The organism is Amycolatopsis sp. NPDC098790 (genome assembly GCF_044759945.1).
Classification (GTDB): domain Bacteria; phylum Actinomycetota; class Actinomycetes; order Mycobacteriales; family Pseudonocardiaceae; genus Amycolatopsis.
In genome coordinates this window covers 500482-516680 of the sequence record NZ_JBIWAI010000006.1, presented here as the reverse complement: position 1 = coordinate 516680, position 16199 = coordinate 500482, and the positions used below count along the sequence as shown (strand labels likewise).

General features: G+C 71.9%; 18 protein-coding genes and 1 pseudogene. 5 read left to right on the top strand and 14 right to left on the bottom strand.

Going from position 1 to position 16199, the window contains the following annotated elements:
* Positions 1-75: 75 nt before the first annotated feature.
* A complete protein-coding gene (locus ACIQWX_RS39470) occupies positions 76-300 on the bottom strand; it encodes a hypothetical protein (RefSeq protein WP_400882416.1) in 225 nt (74 codons plus the stop codon).
* A gap of 71 nt (positions 301-371) precedes the next feature.
* Entirely contained in the window at positions 372-1094 is a 723-nt protein-coding gene (locus ACIQWX_RS39465) for a zf-HC2 domain-containing protein (RefSeq protein ID WP_400882413.1), read from the bottom strand.
* Positions 1095-1230: 136 nt separating this feature from the next.
* On the opposite strand from ACIQWX_RS39465, the gene ACIQWX_RS39460 reads away from it, so the two are divergent.
* Positions 1231-1830, top strand: a complete 600-nt coding sequence (locus ACIQWX_RS39460) for a DJ-1/PfpI family protein (RefSeq protein ID WP_400882410.1) — start codon at positions 1231-1233, stop codon at positions 1828-1830.
* Between the two features lie 261 nt (positions 1831-2091).
* On the opposite strand, the pseudogene ACIQWX_RS39455 reads toward ACIQWX_RS39460, so the two are convergent.
* The 3 genes and pseudogenes from ACIQWX_RS39455 to ACIQWX_RS39445 all read right to left on the bottom strand — a co-directional run.
* Positions 2092-2506: pseudogene (locus tag ACIQWX_RS39455) on the bottom strand (ABC transporter ATP-binding protein); the annotation flags it as partial.
* A 92-nt stretch (positions 2507-2598) separates the two neighbouring features.
* Positions 2599-3612, bottom strand: a complete 1014-nt coding sequence (locus ACIQWX_RS39450; protein ID WP_400882407.1) for a FecCD family ABC transporter permease — start codon at positions 3610-3612, stop codon at positions 2599-2601.
* Between the two features lie 41 nt (positions 3613-3653).
* Positions 3654-4643 carry an ABC transporter substrate-binding protein gene (locus ACIQWX_RS39445; protein WP_400882404.1) on the bottom strand — a complete coding sequence of 330 codons (990 nt, stop codon included), beginning with the start codon at positions 4641-4643 and terminating at the stop codon, positions 3654-3656.
* A 169-nt stretch (positions 4644-4812) separates the two neighbouring features.
* Between ACIQWX_RS39445 and ACIQWX_RS39440 the strand changes: the two genes are divergently transcribed.
* A complete protein-coding gene (locus ACIQWX_RS39440) occupies positions 4813-5670 on the top strand; it encodes a helix-turn-helix domain-containing protein (protein WP_400882401.1) in 858 nt (285 codons plus the stop codon).
* A gap of 19 nt (positions 5671-5689) precedes the next feature.
* Here ACIQWX_RS39440 and ACIQWX_RS39435 read toward each other — a convergent pair whose 3' ends face one another.
* Entirely contained in the window at positions 5690-7129 is a 1440-nt protein-coding gene (locus ACIQWX_RS39435; RefSeq protein WP_400882397.1) for a carboxylesterase/lipase family protein, read from the bottom strand.
* Between the two features lie 26 nt (positions 7130-7155).
* Positions 7156-8073 carry an MBL fold metallo-hydrolase gene (locus ACIQWX_RS39430; RefSeq protein WP_400882394.1) on the bottom strand — a complete coding sequence of 306 codons (918 nt, stop codon included), beginning with the start codon at positions 8071-8073 and terminating at the stop codon, positions 7156-7158.
* A 176-nt stretch (positions 8074-8249) separates the two neighbouring features.
* Here ACIQWX_RS39430 and ACIQWX_RS39425 point away from each other — a divergent pair, with 176 nt between their 5' ends.
* Complete coding sequence (locus ACIQWX_RS39425; protein ID WP_400882391.1) at positions 8250-9044, top strand: alpha/beta fold hydrolase; 795 nt, start codon at positions 8250-8252, stop codon at positions 9042-9044.
* Between the two features lie 75 nt (positions 9045-9119).
* On the opposite strand, the gene ACIQWX_RS39420 is transcribed toward ACIQWX_RS39425, so the two are convergent.
* From ACIQWX_RS39420 to ACIQWX_RS39405, 4 genes are all read right to left on the bottom strand, one after another.
* On the bottom strand, positions 9120-10157 hold the full coding sequence (locus ACIQWX_RS39420; protein WP_400882388.1) for an SDR family oxidoreductase: 1038 nt from the start codon (positions 10155-10157) through the stop codon (positions 9120-9122).
* Between the two features lie 134 nt (positions 10158-10291).
* Positions 10292-10783 carry a MarR family winged helix-turn-helix transcriptional regulator gene (locus ACIQWX_RS39415; RefSeq protein ID WP_400882385.1) on the bottom strand — a complete coding sequence of 164 codons (492 nt, stop codon included), beginning with the start codon at positions 10781-10783 and terminating at the stop codon, positions 10292-10294.
* A gap of 204 nt (positions 10784-10987) precedes the next feature.
* A complete protein-coding gene (locus ACIQWX_RS39410; protein WP_400882382.1) occupies positions 10988-11710 on the bottom strand; it encodes a hypothetical protein in 723 nt (240 codons plus the stop codon).
* Positions 11711-11862: 152 nt separating this feature from the next.
* Positions 11863-12681, bottom strand: coding sequence for a helix-turn-helix transcriptional regulator (locus ACIQWX_RS39405; RefSeq protein ID WP_400882380.1), 819 nt, complete (start codon positions 12679-12681; stop codon positions 11863-11865).
* A 169-nt stretch (positions 12682-12850) separates the two neighbouring features.
* On the opposite strand from ACIQWX_RS39405, the gene ACIQWX_RS39400 reads away from it, so the two are divergent.
* Positions 12851-13609 carry an SDR family oxidoreductase gene (locus ACIQWX_RS39400; RefSeq protein ID WP_400882377.1) on the top strand — a complete coding sequence of 253 codons (759 nt, stop codon included), beginning with the start codon at positions 12851-12853 and terminating at the stop codon, positions 13607-13609.
* A 21-nt stretch (positions 13610-13630) separates the two neighbouring features.
* On the opposite strand, the gene ACIQWX_RS39395 is transcribed toward ACIQWX_RS39400, so the two are convergent.
* Positions 13631-14698, bottom strand: a complete 1068-nt coding sequence (locus tag ACIQWX_RS39395; protein WP_400882375.1) for an SDR family oxidoreductase — start codon at positions 14696-14698, stop codon at positions 13631-13633.
* A gap of 95 nt (positions 14699-14793) precedes the next feature.
* Here ACIQWX_RS39395 and ACIQWX_RS39390 point away from each other — a divergent pair, with 95 nt between their 5' ends.
* Positions 14794-15252, top strand: a complete 459-nt coding sequence (locus ACIQWX_RS39390) for a MarR family winged helix-turn-helix transcriptional regulator (protein WP_400882372.1) — start codon at positions 14794-14796, stop codon at positions 15250-15252.
* Positions 15253-15531: 279 nt separating this feature from the next.
* Here the strand turns inward: ACIQWX_RS39390 and ACIQWX_RS39385 are convergent, their stop codons facing one another.
* Both ACIQWX_RS39385 and ACIQWX_RS39380 read right to left on the bottom strand, forming a co-directional pair.
* Entirely contained in the window at positions 15532-16002 is a 471-nt protein-coding gene (locus ACIQWX_RS39385) for a MarR family winged helix-turn-helix transcriptional regulator (RefSeq protein WP_400882370.1), read from the bottom strand.
* Positions 15999-16124 carry a hypothetical protein gene (locus tag ACIQWX_RS39380; RefSeq protein WP_400882367.1) on the bottom strand — a complete coding sequence of 42 codons (126 nt, stop codon included), beginning with the start codon at positions 16122-16124 and terminating at the stop codon, positions 15999-16001. The genes ACIQWX_RS39385 and ACIQWX_RS39380 overlap by 4 nt, the downstream gene beginning before the upstream one ends.
* Positions 16125-16199: the final 75 nt, after the last annotated feature.

The window sequence follows — 16199 nt, the reverse complement described above, 5'->3', positions numbered from 1 at the left end:
ATTCGGGTGACCGGAACCACTTAGTCCATTGTGGACTTGCGGTAACCGGGGCTCCCGGGGTCGCCGCCGGCCCGCTCAGCCCGCCGGGGTGAGCACCGCGTCCAGGACTCCCGACTTCACGTCGGCGACGAGCACCGCGAGCTGTTCGCGGCTCATCTCGATCCGCTGCCCGAAGTCGTCGGTGATCACCACTTCGCGCTCCGCCGGCGCCCCGTCGGCCAGGAACAACTCAGGGCACCCGCAATCGCACTGGCCGCAGAAGGTCGCGACGTGCCGCATCCCGGAACCGTATTCGGACATGACCACCCACTCCTCGTCGTCGGGTCCCCCCTCCGGTAGTCGGCTGCCGGGCCCCTTCGGTTCCCGCGGGTTCAGGCCGCGCGCCGGCCGGTCGGCAGCTGGGGGAACCGGCGCCGCTGCGGCTGTCCTTGCTCGTCCCCCGCGACATCGCCGGACCGGCCGGTCCAGCCGGCTCCCGGCGCGGGCACGCGGTCGGCCGACGGCGGGGCGGGCTGCCGCGAGTGCTGCCGTCGCACCGCGAAGAGCAGGGCGACGCCGGCGACGACCAGCGCGTGGGACGCCACCCGATCGACCGCGACCTGCCCGGCCGAGAGGTCAACTCCGGAGACGATGCCAAGCAGCACCACGAACCCGCCCAGGGCGGGCAGCAGCCCGGCCGCGGCGGACGGGCGCAGCGCGGCCCACAGCAGCCCGACGCCGACCGCGACGTTCCAGGCCGCGCTCTCGTTGCCGAGGTGCGCCGGCCCGCCGTGGACGGCGTGGCCGACGTCGGCGCCCAGCAGCTCGGCCAGCCCGAGCCCGCTCTGCACCAGCGCGACCAGCCCGAGGGCGACCCGCAGGCGCCACGGCCGCGGCCGGGGTGCGGGCACCTCGGCGAGGATCCGCGCCGTGAGGTCCGGAACCCGCGGCGCTTCGCGGACCAGAGCCGCCCGGCGCAGGGCGGTCGCCCGCCCCTGCCAGGCGCGGCATTCCGGGCACCCGGCCAGGTGGCGATCGAGCACGTCCTCGGCCACCGCGGGCTCCTCCCCGTCGATCCGGGCCGAGAGCGATTCACGCGAGTCGGAGCAGTTCACACTCCAATGGTCGGTCACCGGGCTGCCGGAGTTCCCACCGGTGTCGTTGCGTGACCGGGCGGATCACCGCGCTCGATGCGCTCGTCCTCGCACCTCGGCCCTCGTCGGCCGTCGTCGCGGCGGATAGGCTTCGACGATGGCGAAACGGTGCGTCGGTGTCATCCTCTTCGACGGTTTCCAGCTGCTGGACGTGTTCGGCCCGGTCGACCTGCTGAGCGCGCTGCCGGACCGGTACGACGTCCGGTTCGTCGGCCTGGACGGTGACCCGGTGAAAAGCTCTCCGGGAATCAGCGTCTCGGTCACCGACCGCCGGGACACCGCCCCGGAACCCGACATCGTCCTGGTTCCCGGCGGCCTCGGCACCCGGTCGCTCGTGCAGGACCAGCCGTTCCTCACCTGGCTCGCCGAGTACGCGAGCCGGGCGTCGCTCATCACGTCCGTGTGCACGGGCTCGGCGCTCCTCGCGGCCGCGGGCCTGCTCGACGGCTACCGCGCGACGTCCAACAAACGCGCGTTCGACTGGGTCACCACCCAAGGCGAAAACGTCGACTGGGTCCGCCAGGCGCGGTGGGTCGAGGACCGGAACCGGTGGACGTCGTCCGGGGTGGCCGCCGGAATGGACATGACGGCCGCGCTCATCCGGCACCTGGACGGCCCCGAAGCCGCCGAGAAGGTCACCACCTTCCTCGAACTCGAAGTGCAAACCGACTCCACGCGGGATCCATTCGCGCGCTGAGTCATCAGCCCAGTTCGCGCAGCAGCACGCGGGGCCGCCCGTCCACCGGGTCGGCGAGTACGCTGCCGTCCACTTCGAACACTTCGCGGAACACCGCCGGGGTCAGCACGTCGGCCGGTGGCCCTGCCGCGGCGACCGTGCCCGCCTTGAGCGCGACGATCGTCGTGGCGTGGCGGGCCGCGAGGTCCAGCGTGTGCAGCGCCGCCACCACCGTGATCCCCAGCGAGGCGACGAGACTCAGCGCGGAGATCTGGTGCGCCGGGTCGAGGTGGTTGGTCGGCTCGTCCAGCACCAGCAGTTCCGGCTGCTGAGCCAACGCTCTGGCCAGCAGGACGCGCTGCCGTTCCCCACCGGACAATGTGGACAGCTGCCGATCCGCAAACGCTTGCGCCCCCGTGCGCTCCAGTGCCTCCGCCACGACTGCTTCGTCAGCCGCGGTGAGCCGGTCGAACGCGCCGAGGTGTGGGTACCGGCCCAGCCGGACCGCTTCGCGTGCGGTGAAGTCGTAGCCGCCGGCCTGATCCTGTCCGAGCACGCCCACCCGGCGGGCGACGTCACGGTGCCGGACCGTCCAGACGTCCTCGCCCCCGAGCAGCACGGCACCCGCACGCGGCCGCAGCGCGCGGTAGACGGTCTTGAGCAACGTGGACTTGCCGCTGCCGTTCGGGCCGACCACCGCGACGAACTCGCCGGGTGCGATCGTCAGCGTCACGTCGTGCACCGCGGGGACCTCGGTGTAGCCCGCGGAGACGCCGTCGAAGACGAGTTTCACGACAGGCACACCGTTCCCGCCGCGCTGCGGCGCAACACCACCAGGAACAACGGCACGCCGATCGCGGCGGTGAGGATGCCGATCGGCAGCTCGGTCGGGGCGAGCACCAGCCGCGCGGCGGTGTCGGCCCACACGATGACGAGCGCGCCGAGCAGCGCCGTCACCGGCAGCGCCCGGCGGTGGTCGGCGCCGACGAGCAGCCGGGTCAGGTTCGGCACGATCAGCCCGATGAACCCGATGCTGCCCGACACCGCGACCACCGTGCCGGTCAGCAGCGCGACGATCACCAGCAGCACGGTGCGGACTCGGCCGGCGTCGAGACCGAGTGACGCGGCGCCGTCGTCGCCGAGCACCAGCAGGTTCAACCGGCCCGCTCCCGCCGCCGCGAGAATCACCAGGACCAGGACGACCGCAGAGCAGGTCAAGGCCAGCGGCCACTGCGCACCGGCCAGGCTGCCGAGGATCCAGAACAGGATCTGCTGCTGCGCGTAGACGTCGTGCGTGCGCAGCACCAGGAACGAGATGACGCCGGCCAGCAGCTGGCCGACCGCGATGCCGGTCATCACCATCCGACCGGCCTGGATCCGCCCGGCAGAAAGGGAAAACCCGAACACCACCAGCGCGGCGACGACCGCGCCGCCGAACGCGGCCAGCGGCAGGGTGAGCAGGCCGGCGACGCCGGCGCCGAGCGTCGTCAGCACGAGCACGGCGCCGACGCCCGCTCCAGAGGTGAGCCCGAGGATGAACGGCTCCCCCAGAGGATTGCGGAGCATCGCCTGGGTGAGCAGCCCGGCGACGGCCAGTCCCGCGCCGACGAAAACACCCTGCAGAACCCTCGGCACGCGCAGGTTCCACACGATGAAGTCGAACGGCCCGGAGCCACCGCGCCCGGCGAGGTGACCGCCCACGATGGACGTCACCTCACCGGGCGAGATGGCCACCGGCCCGAGACCGACCGCGACCAGCGCCGAAACGACCAGCACCGCGGCCAGCACACCGAGGACCACCACGATCGGTATCCCGCCGAGCAAGCCACTCCCCCGGCGCTGGGTCACTTGGCGAGCGCTTCGGCGATTTTCGCGACCGCGTCGCCGTTGAGCACGCTCGGGGAAAGCAGGGTGCTCTGCGGCACCACGGCGAACCGGTTCTCCTTCACCGCGGTCGTCCCGGCCAGCACCGGGCTGCTGCGGATCGCGTTCAGGAGGTCGTCGTCGCTGCCGGGCGTGAAACCCGAGATCACCACGATCGCCTCGGGATCACGTTTGACGACCTCTTCGGCGCTCAGACTCGCGAAGTCATGCATCGCGTCCTCGCCGATGTTCTTGCCTCCGGCTACCGTGATCACGCCGTTGGCCAGTCCGGTGCCGCCCTGGGCCATCACCGGCTGGCCAGCCGCGGGCGGAGTCGAAAGCGCGAGAACTCGCTTCCCGGACGTGCCCTTGACCTTGTCGATCGTGGACGTGATCTGCGCGACCAGGTCGGCGCCGCGTTGCTCGACGCCGAAGACCTTGGCGACCTGCTGGATGAACGTCGTCGTCGCGGAGAGGTCCTTGACCGCGGCCCCCTCGGCGGTGTCGCAGGCGACGAGTGACTTCGCGCCGGCCTGGGCGAGCTGGTCGACGCTCGGCGTGCCGTCGAACCCGCCGAAGCTGTAGCTGGAGATACCGACCACGAGGTCCGGCTTGGCGGCGATCACGGCTTCCGCGTTGCCCCGCCCCGGGTCGATGACCTTGATCTTCGCCAGCTTCGCCGCTTCGTCCCCGCTGAAGGCCTTGAAGAAGTCCGGTGCGGCCGTGCCGACGATCTTGTCCTCGACGCCGAGGCGTTCCAGGATCGCGGCGGCGCCACCGTCCATCGTGACCACTCGCTGCGGAACGGCGGCCGGCTGCGGCGGTTCGGGACGCCCCGGCGACGGCGAGGGCCTGCCCGTCGTCATCGACGAAGGCGGCGCGGCAGCGGGCTGGGCCGGATCGGCGCTCCCGCACGCCGACAGTCCGAAAAGGACGGCAGCGGTGGCGGCCGTCCAGCGCAGTGCTCTCACCGTTTCTCCCTCGACGTCACCGGTGCGTTCAGAAGTAGTGGTCGTGCGAAAGAGCGGCTTGGTTCCCGACCGAACGCCAGGACCGCCGTCGGCACCTGAAGACGGGCCGCCCGTTTCCTACCCATGGCGGTGGCAGGCTGACCTCGGACGGGGACCGCATACTGGACTGATGGTCGATCAAGGACAGCTGGCCGAGTACCTGCAGGCGTGCCGGGCGCGGCTGAGCCCGGAGGACGTCGGCCTGCGCACCTACGGCGAGCGGCGCCGGGTGCCGGGCCTGCGCCGGGAAGAGGTCGCGAGTCTCGCCGGGGTGAGCGCGTCCTACTACATCCGGCTCGAACAGGGCCAGTCGGTGAACGCCTCCGACGAAGTCGTCGACGGCATCGCCCGCGCCCTCCGGCTGGACGGCGACGAGCACGAGCACCTGCGGGTCCTGGCGCGGCCGGCCCGTCGCCGCGCCGCGAAGCGCCCGCCGGTCGAGCGCGTCGACGCGGTGACCACGCAGCTGCTGGCCGGGCTGGGCGACGTGCCGGCGATCGTGCTGGGCCGCCGGTCCGACGTGCTGGCGTGGAACCGGCTCGGGCACGCGTTCTTCGCCGGTCACCTCGACTTCGCGGCGCCCGGCCGTCCCGCCGACCGCCCGAACATGGCGCGCCTGGTCTTCCTGGACGCCCACACCCGCGACTTGTATCCGCAGTGGACGTCCAAAGCCCGCGCGGTGGTCGGCAACCTGCGCCTGACGGCGGGCAAGCACCCCGACGACCGGCTGCTGAGCACCCTGATCGGCGAGCTCGTCACGGGCAGCGCCGAGTTCGCCGCCCTGTGGGCCGACCACCGCGTCCTCGCCTGCGCCGCGACGGAGTACCCCATGCGGCACCCGCTCGTCGGCGACCTGACGGTGCACCAGCAGTCCCTCGCGCTCGCCCACGCTCCCGAGCAGACGCTGGTCGTCGTCACCGCCGAGCCGGGCTCGGCCTCGCAGGCCGCGCTCACCCTCCTCGCCGGGGAACGCTTGTTCCGGACGTAACACCGGGGCTACCGGCCCTTCAGGCGTCGAAGACCTCGACGCTGTCGGTGCCACCGGCATACGGCGACCAGCCCGGATCGCCGTGACCGGCGAAGTCCACCCAGGCGCGGTGCACGCGGCGGGCGAGACCCTCCGGCGCCGGTCCGCGGCCGAGCAGGCCGGTGTCGCCGTGCAGCCACGGCTCGTCGGCGAGGTCGAACACGAACGGGAGCTCGACCGTGTGGGTGGCACCGAGCTGCCCGTCCACCGCGGCCGACCGGTGGGCGAAGGAGTACGCGAAGGTGCGGCCGGGGGCCAGTTCGGCGTGCGCCGTGCGCATCTTCGCCGTGCCCCTCCCGAACAACGCGTGCCCGAGGAGAGCCGAGCGCAACTCCCCCGCGGCGGCGTCCGGGTGCAACGCGCGCAGGGTCGCGAGCGCCGCTTCGGGAGCGGACCCGGTCGCCGCGGCGACGTCCAGGACGTCGGTGTCGGTGGACGTGGCGAACTTCCCCTGCGGCACCAGGTAGAGGTGGCCTTCCTCGGTGTTGGTGCCGATGAGCAGCTCGACGTCCCCGGCGGGGCCTTCGGTGAGCGCGTCCGCCGGCTGCACCGGCAGCACCAGGCTGAACGGGCTCAGGCCGGCCAGCGGGTCGGTGGCGGTCGCGGTCTTCAGGTCCACTCCCGCCAGCGCGGGCAGGATGTCCAGGAAGCGGGCGTCCGGGATGCCGGCGAACGCCTCCGCGGTCGGCTCGGTGCCCAGCGCGGTGGCCGCCGCTCCGGTGATCCGGCGCGCCTGCTCCGGCGTGAACGCGCCGGTGCCGCTCCCGCTCTGCATGATCGCCCGCCGGAACAGGCCCTTCGCGGCCGGAGCCGCCAGCAGCGCGGCGACCAGGGTGGCGCCGGCGGACTGGCCGAACACCGTCACGTTGCCGGGGTCGCCGCCGAACACCCCGATGGTGTCGCGCACCCAGCGCAGCGCGGCGAGGACGTCCAGCAGGCCGCGGTTGTCCGGAGCACCGTCCAGGGCGAGGAACCCGGGGATGCCCAGGCGGTAGTTGAGCGTCACCAGGACGACGCCGTCGCGGGCGAAGGCCCGGCCGTCGTAGAGCGCGGCGCCGGTGGACCCGGTGACGAACCCCCCGCCGTGGACGAACACCATGACCGGACGCCGCCGGTCACCCGCTCCCGGGGTGTACACGTCGAGGGTCAGGTACTCCTCGCCGCGGATCCAGCCCGGGCCGAAGTAGGGGCTCAGGTCGAGCCGTCCGAAGTTCCGCACCGGTTGCGGCGCCGAGGGAGACGGGCGGGTGCCGTCGCGGATCCCGGTCCAGCCCGGGTGCGGCGCGGCTTCGGCGAAGCGGCTGGCTCCGGTCGGCGTGCTCGCGTACGGGATGGCGCGGTAGCGTTCGCCGGTCCGCTCACGGGACCCGCGCACCGCGCCGGCCGGGGTGCGGACGATCGGTTCGTGGTGCTGGGACAACGACTTGGTTCCTTTCGGGGGCGCGGTCACGCGATGCGGGGAAAACCCGCCCAGTCCTTGATGGCGAAACGCGTGCCCTGGCGTTCGACCTGCACGCCGCCGGGCCCGGGCAGGTGGGCCGGGAACACGAGCGCGTTCGTCGTCGCGGCGAGCCCGAACAACCGGTGCCGGGTCGCGCGCGCTTCGGCGGGGTCCTCGCAGAAGCAGGAGTTGTTGTCGGGCTCCACGATCTGGTGCGGCGTGTGCACGAGGTCGCCGACGAACAGCGCCCGGTCGCCGCCGGATTCCAGGTGCAGGACCGACGAGCCGGGTGTGTGGCCCGGAGCCAGTTCGAGCGTGAGGTTGCCGTCGATCCGGTGCGAGCCGTCCCACAGCTGGGTCAGCCCGGCGTCGTGCACCGGCACCACGCTGTCTTCGAAGACGTTCTGGTTCCCGCGCCCGAACACGGTCGGGTTGTCGTTCGCGGGGTTCCAGAAGTCGAAGTCCCGGCGCGGGATGAGGTAGGTCGCGTTGGGGAAGGTGGGCACCCACGACCGGCCCTCGAGACGGGTGTTCCAGCCGACGTGGTCGGTGTGCAGGTGCGTGTTGATCACGAGGTCCACGTCTTCCGGCCGGACCCCCGCCGCGGCGAGGTCGCCGAGGAAGCCGCTGTCGCGGTGGGACCAGAACGGGGCGTAGGGCCGCTCCTTGTGGTTGCCGGCACCGGTGTCGACGAGGATGGTCCGGCCCTCGCTGCGCAGCACCCACGTCTGGACCGCGGCGCGGACTTCGTTCGTGTCCGGGTTCCAGAAGTCCGGGGCCAGCCAGTCCCGGTGCCGTTCCCAGGACTCCGGGGTGCTCTCGGGGAAGAATTCGGCGGGGGTCATTTCGACCGAGCCGGAGAACTCCTTGATGCGCGTGACCGTCACGTCGCCCAAGGTGATCTCGTCGGGGGTGGAGTTCACGGGATTTCCTTCGGTTCGCTCGGATTGCCAACGCTTCCCAGCGTGGCGCGAGCGGCGAGGGCGAACCAGATCCGGCCGGTGCTACCCCTCGGACTGTCAGCGGTTGGTGCGCCGACGGTCAGCGGGCCCGGACAGAGTGCTGGTCATCGAGACAGACACCTGACGGAGGATCGATCATGACCAGCACCACCGAAATCCGCGGCGAACTCGACATCGACGGCCGCCGCCTGTCCTACTGGGACTTCGGCGGGCCCGGCCGCCCGCTCCTGGCCCTGCACGGCCACCTCTACGAAGGCCGGACGTGGGAGCAGCTCGCCCGAGCGCTGGCGCCGCGGTGGCGGGTCATCGCACCCGACCAGCGCGGACACGGCGACTCCGACCGCGCCACCTCCTACACCCGCGAGGACTACGTGGCCGACGCGATCGCCGTCCTGGACCACCTGGGCATCGAGCAGGCCGTGACGCTCGGGCACTCCGGCGGCGGCATCACCGCCTTCCAGATCGCCGCCCGCCACCCGGGGCGCGTGCCGGCCATCGTCAACGTCGAGGGCCCGATCCGGGATCTCGACGACGGCCCCAGCGCCCTGTCGTTCGTGCTGTCGATGCCCTACACGGCTCCCAGCCGGCAGGCACTCCTGGACGCCATCGGCCCGCTGGCCCCGATGCTCGGCGACAAGCTGCGCCCCACCGCCGACGGCGGCTGGCGCCTGCCGTTCCACCCGCAGGACACCATCGCCTCAGAGCGGGCGACGCACGGCGATCACTGGGCCGACTGGACCTCGACCGACTGCCCCGCCCTGTTCGTGCTGGCTCGCTCCAGCCAGGTCATCACCCCCGAGCAAGGCCGGGAGGCCGTCGCCCGCCGCGCCAACACCCACCTCGCCGAACTCGACGGCGACCACTTCGTCCACACCACCGACCCCCGGGCTTTCGGCGCCGCCGTCAAGGACTTCCTGGACACCCTCGGCTGACCGCCCGCGATCGTGCCGGCCGGCCAGGGAAGATCTTGTCCCGTTCGGCCCGGTGCCGGGCCCGCGGATCGGTCGTCACTTCGTCTTCACCAGGCCCTTGGCGACCAGGCTCCGCGCGGCGGCGACGATCGCTTCCTCCGGACCGCGCGGCTTCCACCCCAGCAGGCGGCGGGCCTTTTCGTTCGACGTCTTCCGCGCGTAGCCGAGGTCGGAGACGATCTCCCGCATCTGGGCGGAAACCTTGGCGCCGGTCCGCACGACGAGGTCCGGGATCCGCCGCGTCGGGACGTTCGCGGCCGCTTCGCCCAGGCTCTTCCTGATCAGGTCGCCGATCTCCTTCATCGGGACCGCCGGGCCGTTGGAGATCAGGAAGCGCTCTCCGGCCGCCTCCTTCGCCGTCATGGCCAGGATGTGCGCCGCCGCGACGTCCCGCACGTCGACGATCGGGAAGAACAGGTTCGGGTAACCCGGCAGGTCGCCGTCGAGGATGCGCTGGATCAGGTGGTTCGACCCGGAGATGGCGTGGCCCATGATCGGGCCCATGACCGCGACCGGGAGCATCGTGGTCAGCTCCAGCGACCCGCCCTCGGCCTTCACGAAGTCCCACGCGGCGCGCTCGGCGAGGGTCTTGCTCACCCCGTAGGCGTCGACACCCGGACCGTCCACAATGGTCCAGTCGTCGTCGGTGAAGACGTGGTCGTCGTGCGGGTGACCCCAGCCCACGGCGTGGAACGCCGAGGTGAGCACCAGCCGCGACACCCCGGCGTCCCGGGCGGCACGCAGCACCCGCAGCGTGCCCTCGCGGGCCGGAACGATCAGTTCATCCGGGTTTTCGACGTGTCCCGGCTGGACGGGCGAGGCGACGTGCAGGACGAAGTCCACGCCGTCCATCGCGGCCGCCCACCCGGCGTCGTCGGTGAGGTCGGCGGCGACGAAGCTCAACGCGTCGCCGCCGACCATGCCCGCCTCGGTGAGCACGGACCGCACCGCCGCCTCGCGGTGCAGCGACCGGACCGTGGCCCGTACCCGGTAGCCCTGCTCGAGCAGTGGAAGGATGCAGTGGCCGGCGATGAACCCGGAGCCGCCGGTGACCAGGACCAGTTGTTTCGTCATGGCTTCCATGGTTTCCGCGTTCGCGGGAAACAGCCAAGCCCCGTCTTCCCCAGGAGTGACAGGACCAGGCACGACGCGACCGGTTCGCCGGTACCACGACCCCGGCAACGCGATCGCGCGACCGAAGAACGGTCTTACGATTCTTTGCCGGCGTCGCTAATCGCGACGAGGATCGATCGGAACGAGTCGCGAGCTTCTGGAGGCACGTGCGCGAGAAAGCGCCGGCGGGCGATGCGGGCATGGTGGGCGGACGCGTCGTCGGCCCGGTTCTTGCCCTCCTCGGTCAAAACCGCCAAGGCGGCACGGCCATCGCTGGCGTCGCGCTCTCGGCGACACCAACCTCGCCCGGAGAGCTGGTCGACCATCCTGCTCACCCGGCTGTGCGACAAGCCGGTGTTCGCCGCCAGTTCGGTGATGCGCAACGTCGATTCCCCGGCTTCGCGCAAACTGTCGAGAATCGCGAATTCCGACATCGTCAGCCCGCTCGCACGAACCATGTCGTCGTCGATGACCCGGGGCAGCCGCTGCACGACCCGCCCCAGGCTCCGCCAGAGCTCTTGCTCGTCGGCGGCGAGCGACTCCGGCGTTTCGTCCGGGGAACCACCGGCTCCGGCCTTGCGCTGCACTGGATTCCCTTCTCGCCGCCGGCGCGGCGAACACGGGCGCGTCCGCCGCCACCAGGCGCGCGATCGTAGCATCAGGTCACGATCAGGTGTTCGACGCGACACCGCCGGTGATCGTGAGCGGACCGGCGAACACGGTGCCGACGAGCCCGGCGAACACGTCCTTGCCCGCGCCATGATTTTTCCGCCACGCGAAGAATGCCGCGTTCAGCGGGTGACGACGGCGGCGATGTCGAAGAAGTGCGGGTGGAACCCGGACACGCCTTGCCAATACTCCGCGCCGGCGGTGAAACCAGGGCGCCCCAGCAGGTCGCCGAACTCGCCGAAATCGTTCCAGACACCCAGGTTGACGACGCGCTCGCCGTCCAGGCTGCGGTGAAAGTTGACCGCGGCGAGCCCGGGAGTCCCCAGTGAGTCCGGCGCGTGCCGCCGCGCCAGCACCAGCAGCTCCTCCTGCCGGTCCGGGGTCATCGTGAAGACCCCGAAGTGGGCGCGCGCCACGCGTGAGCGCAGGACCTCGGTGACCGGGCCGGGCGCGGTGAAGTCGACGGCGAAAGCACGCGAGTCGACCCGCTGCAGTTCGGGCAGCGCCGGCGCCAGCGACCACGCGTCCGGCACGACGGTCGACGGCTCCCCCGAAGGCCGCCACTGGCTGTAGAGCGCGAGTTCGCCCCGGTGCCCGGCCAGGAGCAGCCCGGCGACGAAGCCTTCGCTCCGGCTCAGTCGTTCCCGCAGGTACGACGTGGCCGCCACGACTTGCGCGTCGCTCACACTCCCCGGGTTTTCGTGTTCCGGATCCTGCAGCACCGTCGACATGTCCCGGTCGAGTGAGGGAGCCCCGATCGCCCCGAACCGCTCGATGACCGTCACGACCGGCGAGTCGGCGTCGATGCGCACCACGGCTTCCGTCGTCTTCGTGTTGCCACTCATCGCGTTTCCTCCTCTACCGCCCCACCACTGGGGCGCACGACCCAACCTACGACTGATTAGGTGCGTGCGCACATAAATAGTATGGTGACGCCGGTCACAAGGAGGTTTTGCACCGATCAGCGCGACTGGTCAGAGCGCCGGCTCAGCGTCGTCTACCTGGTTTGGGACAGGGTCGCGAGGAGCCGCAACTTCTCGTCGCTGTCGCTGTCCTTGTCGGGGTAGTAGACGACGAGGATGACGTCCTCGATCGGGAGCTTGTCCCGGTGCAGGCGCAGTTCGCCGACGACGGGGTGGCGGACGGTGGCCGTGCCTCCGTCGAGGGTGCGGACGTCGTGGCGGGCCCACAACGTGCGGAACCGCTGGCTGGACAGGGCCAGCTCGCCGACCAGCTCGACGAACCGGGGGTCGTCGGTGTCGTCGCCGATGGTGGTGCGCAGCGCGGCGATGAAGTCCGCGGTGGCCTTCGGCCAATCCTGCTGGAAGGCCTGCTCCTCCGGGTCGAGGAGCAGTGAACGCAGCCGGTTCTCGCCGGGCCGCAGGCGCGGCGAAAGGGCGAGCGCCATGGAATTGGCCGCCAGGACGTCGAACGCCCGCCCTTCGACGAACGCCGGGACCGGGAGGTGGGCGAGCAGCTGGTGCACCCGGGGCGGTACGTGCTCGGGCCGTTTGCGGCGCGGCGTCCGGGGACGCGTCGACGCGAGCCCGAGCAGGTACGCCCGCTCGACGTCGTCGAGCTCCAAGACGCGCGCGAGGGATTCGAGGACCTGCGGCGAGGGATTCCTGTCACGTCCTCGTTCCAGCCGCAGGTAGTAGTCGGGGCTGATGCCCGCGAGCAGGGCGACCTCCTCGCGACGCAGGCCGGGCACGCGTCGGTGACCGCCGGGCGGGAGTCCGGCCTGGGCCGGCGAGACCAGTTCCCGGCGGGCGCGGAGGTAGCTGCCGAGCCGGTTGTCCGGCTCCCCGTCTTTCACGTCCCCATCGTAAAACGGTCCGGGAACCGGAGAGGGGGTCCTGTCAGGACCAGGCAAGACGGGGGCTCTGCCTCTCCCCGCGGATGCCGCCGACACTCAGTACGACCGCACGGAAGAGGCGGCGAAGAATCGCCGTCCGCGGGCTCTGACAGGAAGGGAAGGATCTCTCATGGATCTCTCCGGCCGCACCGTTTTCGTCGTCGGCGGCACCTCGGGTATCGGACGAGAGCTGGCCCGCCGGTTCGCCGCGGCGGGCAGCACCGTGGCCGTGGGCGGCCGCCGCCCGGAGGCGCTCGAAGAGCTCGCCGCCGAAGGTTTCGGCACGTTCGGCATCGACGTCACCGACGGCACCTCGGTCGCGTCCGCCCGGGACGCCGTGCTCGCCCGGTACCCCGAGCTGGACACGCTGGTGCTGACGTCGGGCGTCATGCTGCTGGAAGACCTGCGCGATCCCGCGCACTTCGAGGCGGCGCGCACGACGATCGACACCAACCTGGTCGGCACCATCCGGGTCGTCGACGCCTTCACCCCGCACCTGGTCGGGCGGGGCGCCGGCACCTTCGTCACCGTCACCTCCGGCATCGCCTTCCTGCCGTTCCCGCCCATGCCCAGCTACGCCGCCTCGAAGGCGGCGGTGCACGCCTACTCCGAGGCCCTGCGCGCGCAGCTCGACGGCACCGGGGTCGACGTCGTCGAGCTCGTCCCCCCGGCCGTCGCCACCGCGGGCCAGGAGCAGGTGAACCCGCACGCGCTGCCGCTCGACGACTTCGCCACCGAGGTCATGCACCTGCTTTCCGCGGAGCCGACCCCGCACGAGATCCTCGTGCGGGGCGTCCGCATGCACCGCTGGGCCGAACGCGACGGCACCTACGCCGACCTCGTCGCCCAGCGCTCCAAGGCGCTGGCCATGCTTCCCGGTCGCCGGTGACGAGGGCCCGCCGGAAGGCGATCACACCCCCGAAACGGTGGCCACGTCCGAGCCGAACAATGCCGGCGGTGCGGGCGGGGTCTCGAGGAGTGCAGCAATTCTCGAGACCTGCCCGGCAATGCGGGCACTGTGCGCTTCGAACGCCTCCCTCGACTCGAACTCCATCAGGATGAGCACCGCCGGGTGGCCGGCATCCCGCGTCAGGTGCGCCGAGTAGCGCAGGCACCCCGGCTCGGCGCGGATCCGCGGGGCCAGTTCGCGCAGCAGGTCCAGGAGCTCGTTCTCCCGGCCCGGCTTCGGGCGCATGGTGGACATCGTGACCACGGGCTCGACGCGCGAGGTGCCGTCCCGGAGCAGGGCGATCGCCCGGCCGGCTGCCGCCCGGTCGCGCAGCTGGATCTCTCGCCCCGGCAGGCTTCCCGCCGACGCCGCGACGGCGACGGCACCGACCTCGTCCGCGGTGATCCAGCCCGGGCCGGCGTCGGCCGCGAAGCGGGTGCGGACGGGACCGAGCACCAGGGCGAACACGCGGCGATCACCGCCGAGCTCGGCCGTCAGCACCCGCTGCATCATCAGCAGCGCCGACTGTTCCATGCTGACCAAGCCGGCCGTGGGCACCGGCGTCGTCGCGGACTCCCCCACGATCAGGCAGTAGGCGCCCGAGGGACTCAGGTGCGGCACGCACGCCCGCATGACGGCCGCGTGCGCGGTCGCCAGCTCGACGAACGCCGTCCGCCAATCGGACTCACCGATTTCCGTTAGGCGGCGACCCGACCAGAAGCCACCGATCGGGGCGACGACGTCGTCGATGCCGCCGAGGCTGCGCCGCATCTCCGCGGCCAGTCCTTCGGCACCGGCGAAGGACGTGTAGTCGTGCACGACCAGGTGCAGCCGGTCCGTCGCGGCGTCACCGAGCACCCTGCGGAACTCCTCGGCCCGCTGTTCGGTCCGGGTCGGCACGACCACGTCGGCACCGGCGGCCAGGTAGCTCCGGACCGCCCCCTCCCCCACGCCGCCGGTTCCGCCCGGGACCAGCACCCGCCGGCCGGACAGGTCGCGACCGCCGAGCTTGGTGTCATTCGTGGACATCACGGGTCCTCCTCGCGCAAATTCGTTGGGCTTCCCAACGAGTACGAGCCGACCATACACGAACCGTTGGGATGCCCAACGGATATAGTGACGGGGTGGACGAGACGAAGGACGGCACACGCGTTCCGGCAAGGCTGCAAGCGCTGGTCAGCTGGCAGGTGAACAAGGTCTCGACGCTGGGTGCGCGGCTGTTCGCGCGAGGGCTGCCGCTGACCGCCCGGGCCGACTACTCGGTCCTGGCCGCGCTCGACGACGGCGGGCCGCTGAGCCAGGCCGACATCGGCCGCCACCTGAGCTTGGACCGCAACGACGTCAACGGCATCGTCAACCGTCTCGACCGGACCGGCCGGATCCGCCGGGAGACCGATCCCGCCGACCGGCGCCGCAACATCGTGGTCCTCACGGACGCCGGCCTGGCGTACCTGACCGAGATCCAGCAGCACACCGACGCCGTCCAGGACGAGCTGCTGAGCGCCTTGACCGCAACCGAACGCCGGCAGCTGCAGGCGTTGCTCACCAAGGTCCTCGACGGTCACGCACCGCAACCGGCGTGACGGGGAACCGCACGGGTGAACACCGGCTTGCCCGGCGGCGGGTCCAGCGATCCGCCGCCTGGTGACCGACCTGAAGGCGGCGACCGGGCGCGGCACGGCGGAGGCCCTGCTGATCGTCGTCGACCTGCCCTACGCCGCTACCTCGGCGCGGACCGGCCGATCCCGGCGACCGTCGAGGACATCGTCGAGCGCGCCATCCGGGCGGTCCTCACCGCGGAACAGCCGTACCGGGCCGGGATTCCCGGCCACGGGTCCCTCCGCACCCGGCCCGCCGGGGCGTCAGCCCTCCCCGCCGCACCGGCGGGGAGGCGGGGCGGCCGCATCGCCGTTGAACCTCGCCAGCAGCTCGGCGAACGTCCGGATCTCCTCCCGCCCCCAGGATCCGAGCAGCTTGTCCAGCCGCCGGCCGCGGGCCACCCGGACCTCCTCGACCCGGCGGTGCCCCGCCTCGGTCACCCGCACCAGGTACGCCCGGCCGTCGTCCAGGGTCTGGACCCGCGAGACCAACCCCAGCTCCTCCAAGTGCTGGAGCTGACGCGAAACCGTCGGGGCCGTCACGCCGACGTGGCAGGCGAGCTCGGTCGGGCGGCGCGGGCCGCGCTCGGACAGGTGGGCCAGGAGGCGGTACGCCGCCACCTTGAGGTCCGGGTGCACCTCCCGGCCCAGCTGCCCCGACGCCGCCCGGTCCTGGCGGACGAACACCGCGAACTCGCGTTCGAGGCCCGCGATCGTCTCTTCGTCCAGCGTCATCGCGAGCCCTCGGGTACGGCGTTCGGGGTGCGCAGCGGCATCGTCGCGATGATCACCTGGATCAGCGCGAGCAGACCGCCCGCGCCGGAGCTGGTGGCGTCGAGGCGGGAGCAGGAACGCATGGGAACCCCTTCCGGGGAGAGGATCGGCACCCCGCCCCGCCGGATCGCGGCGGGGCCGGGGCACCGGCCGGTGGG

Bases quoted from the DNA above. Each gene is read 5' to 3' on its own strand.
- ACIQWX_RS39410 (WP_400882382.1), bottom strand. From the start codon at position 11,710: ATGAGTGGCAACACGAAGACGACGGAAGCCGTGGTGCGCATCGACGCC.
- ACIQWX_RS39420 (WP_400882388.1), bottom strand. From the start codon at position 10,157: ATGACGAAACAACTGGTCCTGGTCACCGGCGGCTCCGGGTTCATCGCC.
- ACIQWX_RS39425 (WP_400882391.1), top strand. From the start codon at position 8,250: ATGACCAGCACCACCGAAATCCGCGGCGAACTCGACATCGACGGCCGC.
- ACIQWX_RS39400 (WP_400882377.1), top strand. From the start codon at position 12,851: ATGGATCTCTCCGGCCGCACCGTTTTCGTCGTCGGCGGCACCTCGGGT.
- ACIQWX_RS39470 (WP_400882416.1), bottom strand. From the start codon at position 300: ATGTCCGAATACGGTTCCGGGATGCGGCACGTCGCGACCTTCTGCGGC.
- ACIQWX_RS39460 (WP_400882410.1), top strand. From the start codon at position 1,231: ATGGCGAAACGGTGCGTCGGTGTCATCCTCTTCGACGGTTTCCAGCTG.
- ACIQWX_RS39440 (WP_400882401.1), top strand. From the start codon at position 4,813: ATGGTCGATCAAGGACAGCTGGCCGAGTACCTGCAGGCGTGCCGGGCG.
- ACIQWX_RS39380 (WP_400882367.1), bottom strand. From the start codon at position 16,124: ATGCGTTCCTGCTCCCGCCTCGACGCCACCAGCTCCGGCGCGGGCGGT.
- ACIQWX_RS39395 (WP_400882375.1), bottom strand. From the start codon at position 14,698: ATGTCCACGAATGACACCAAGCTCGGCGGTCGCGACCTGTCCGGCCGG.
- ACIQWX_RS39385 (WP_400882370.1), bottom strand. From the start codon at position 16,002: ATGACGCTGGACGAAGAGACGATCGCGGGCCTCGAACGCGAGTTCGCG.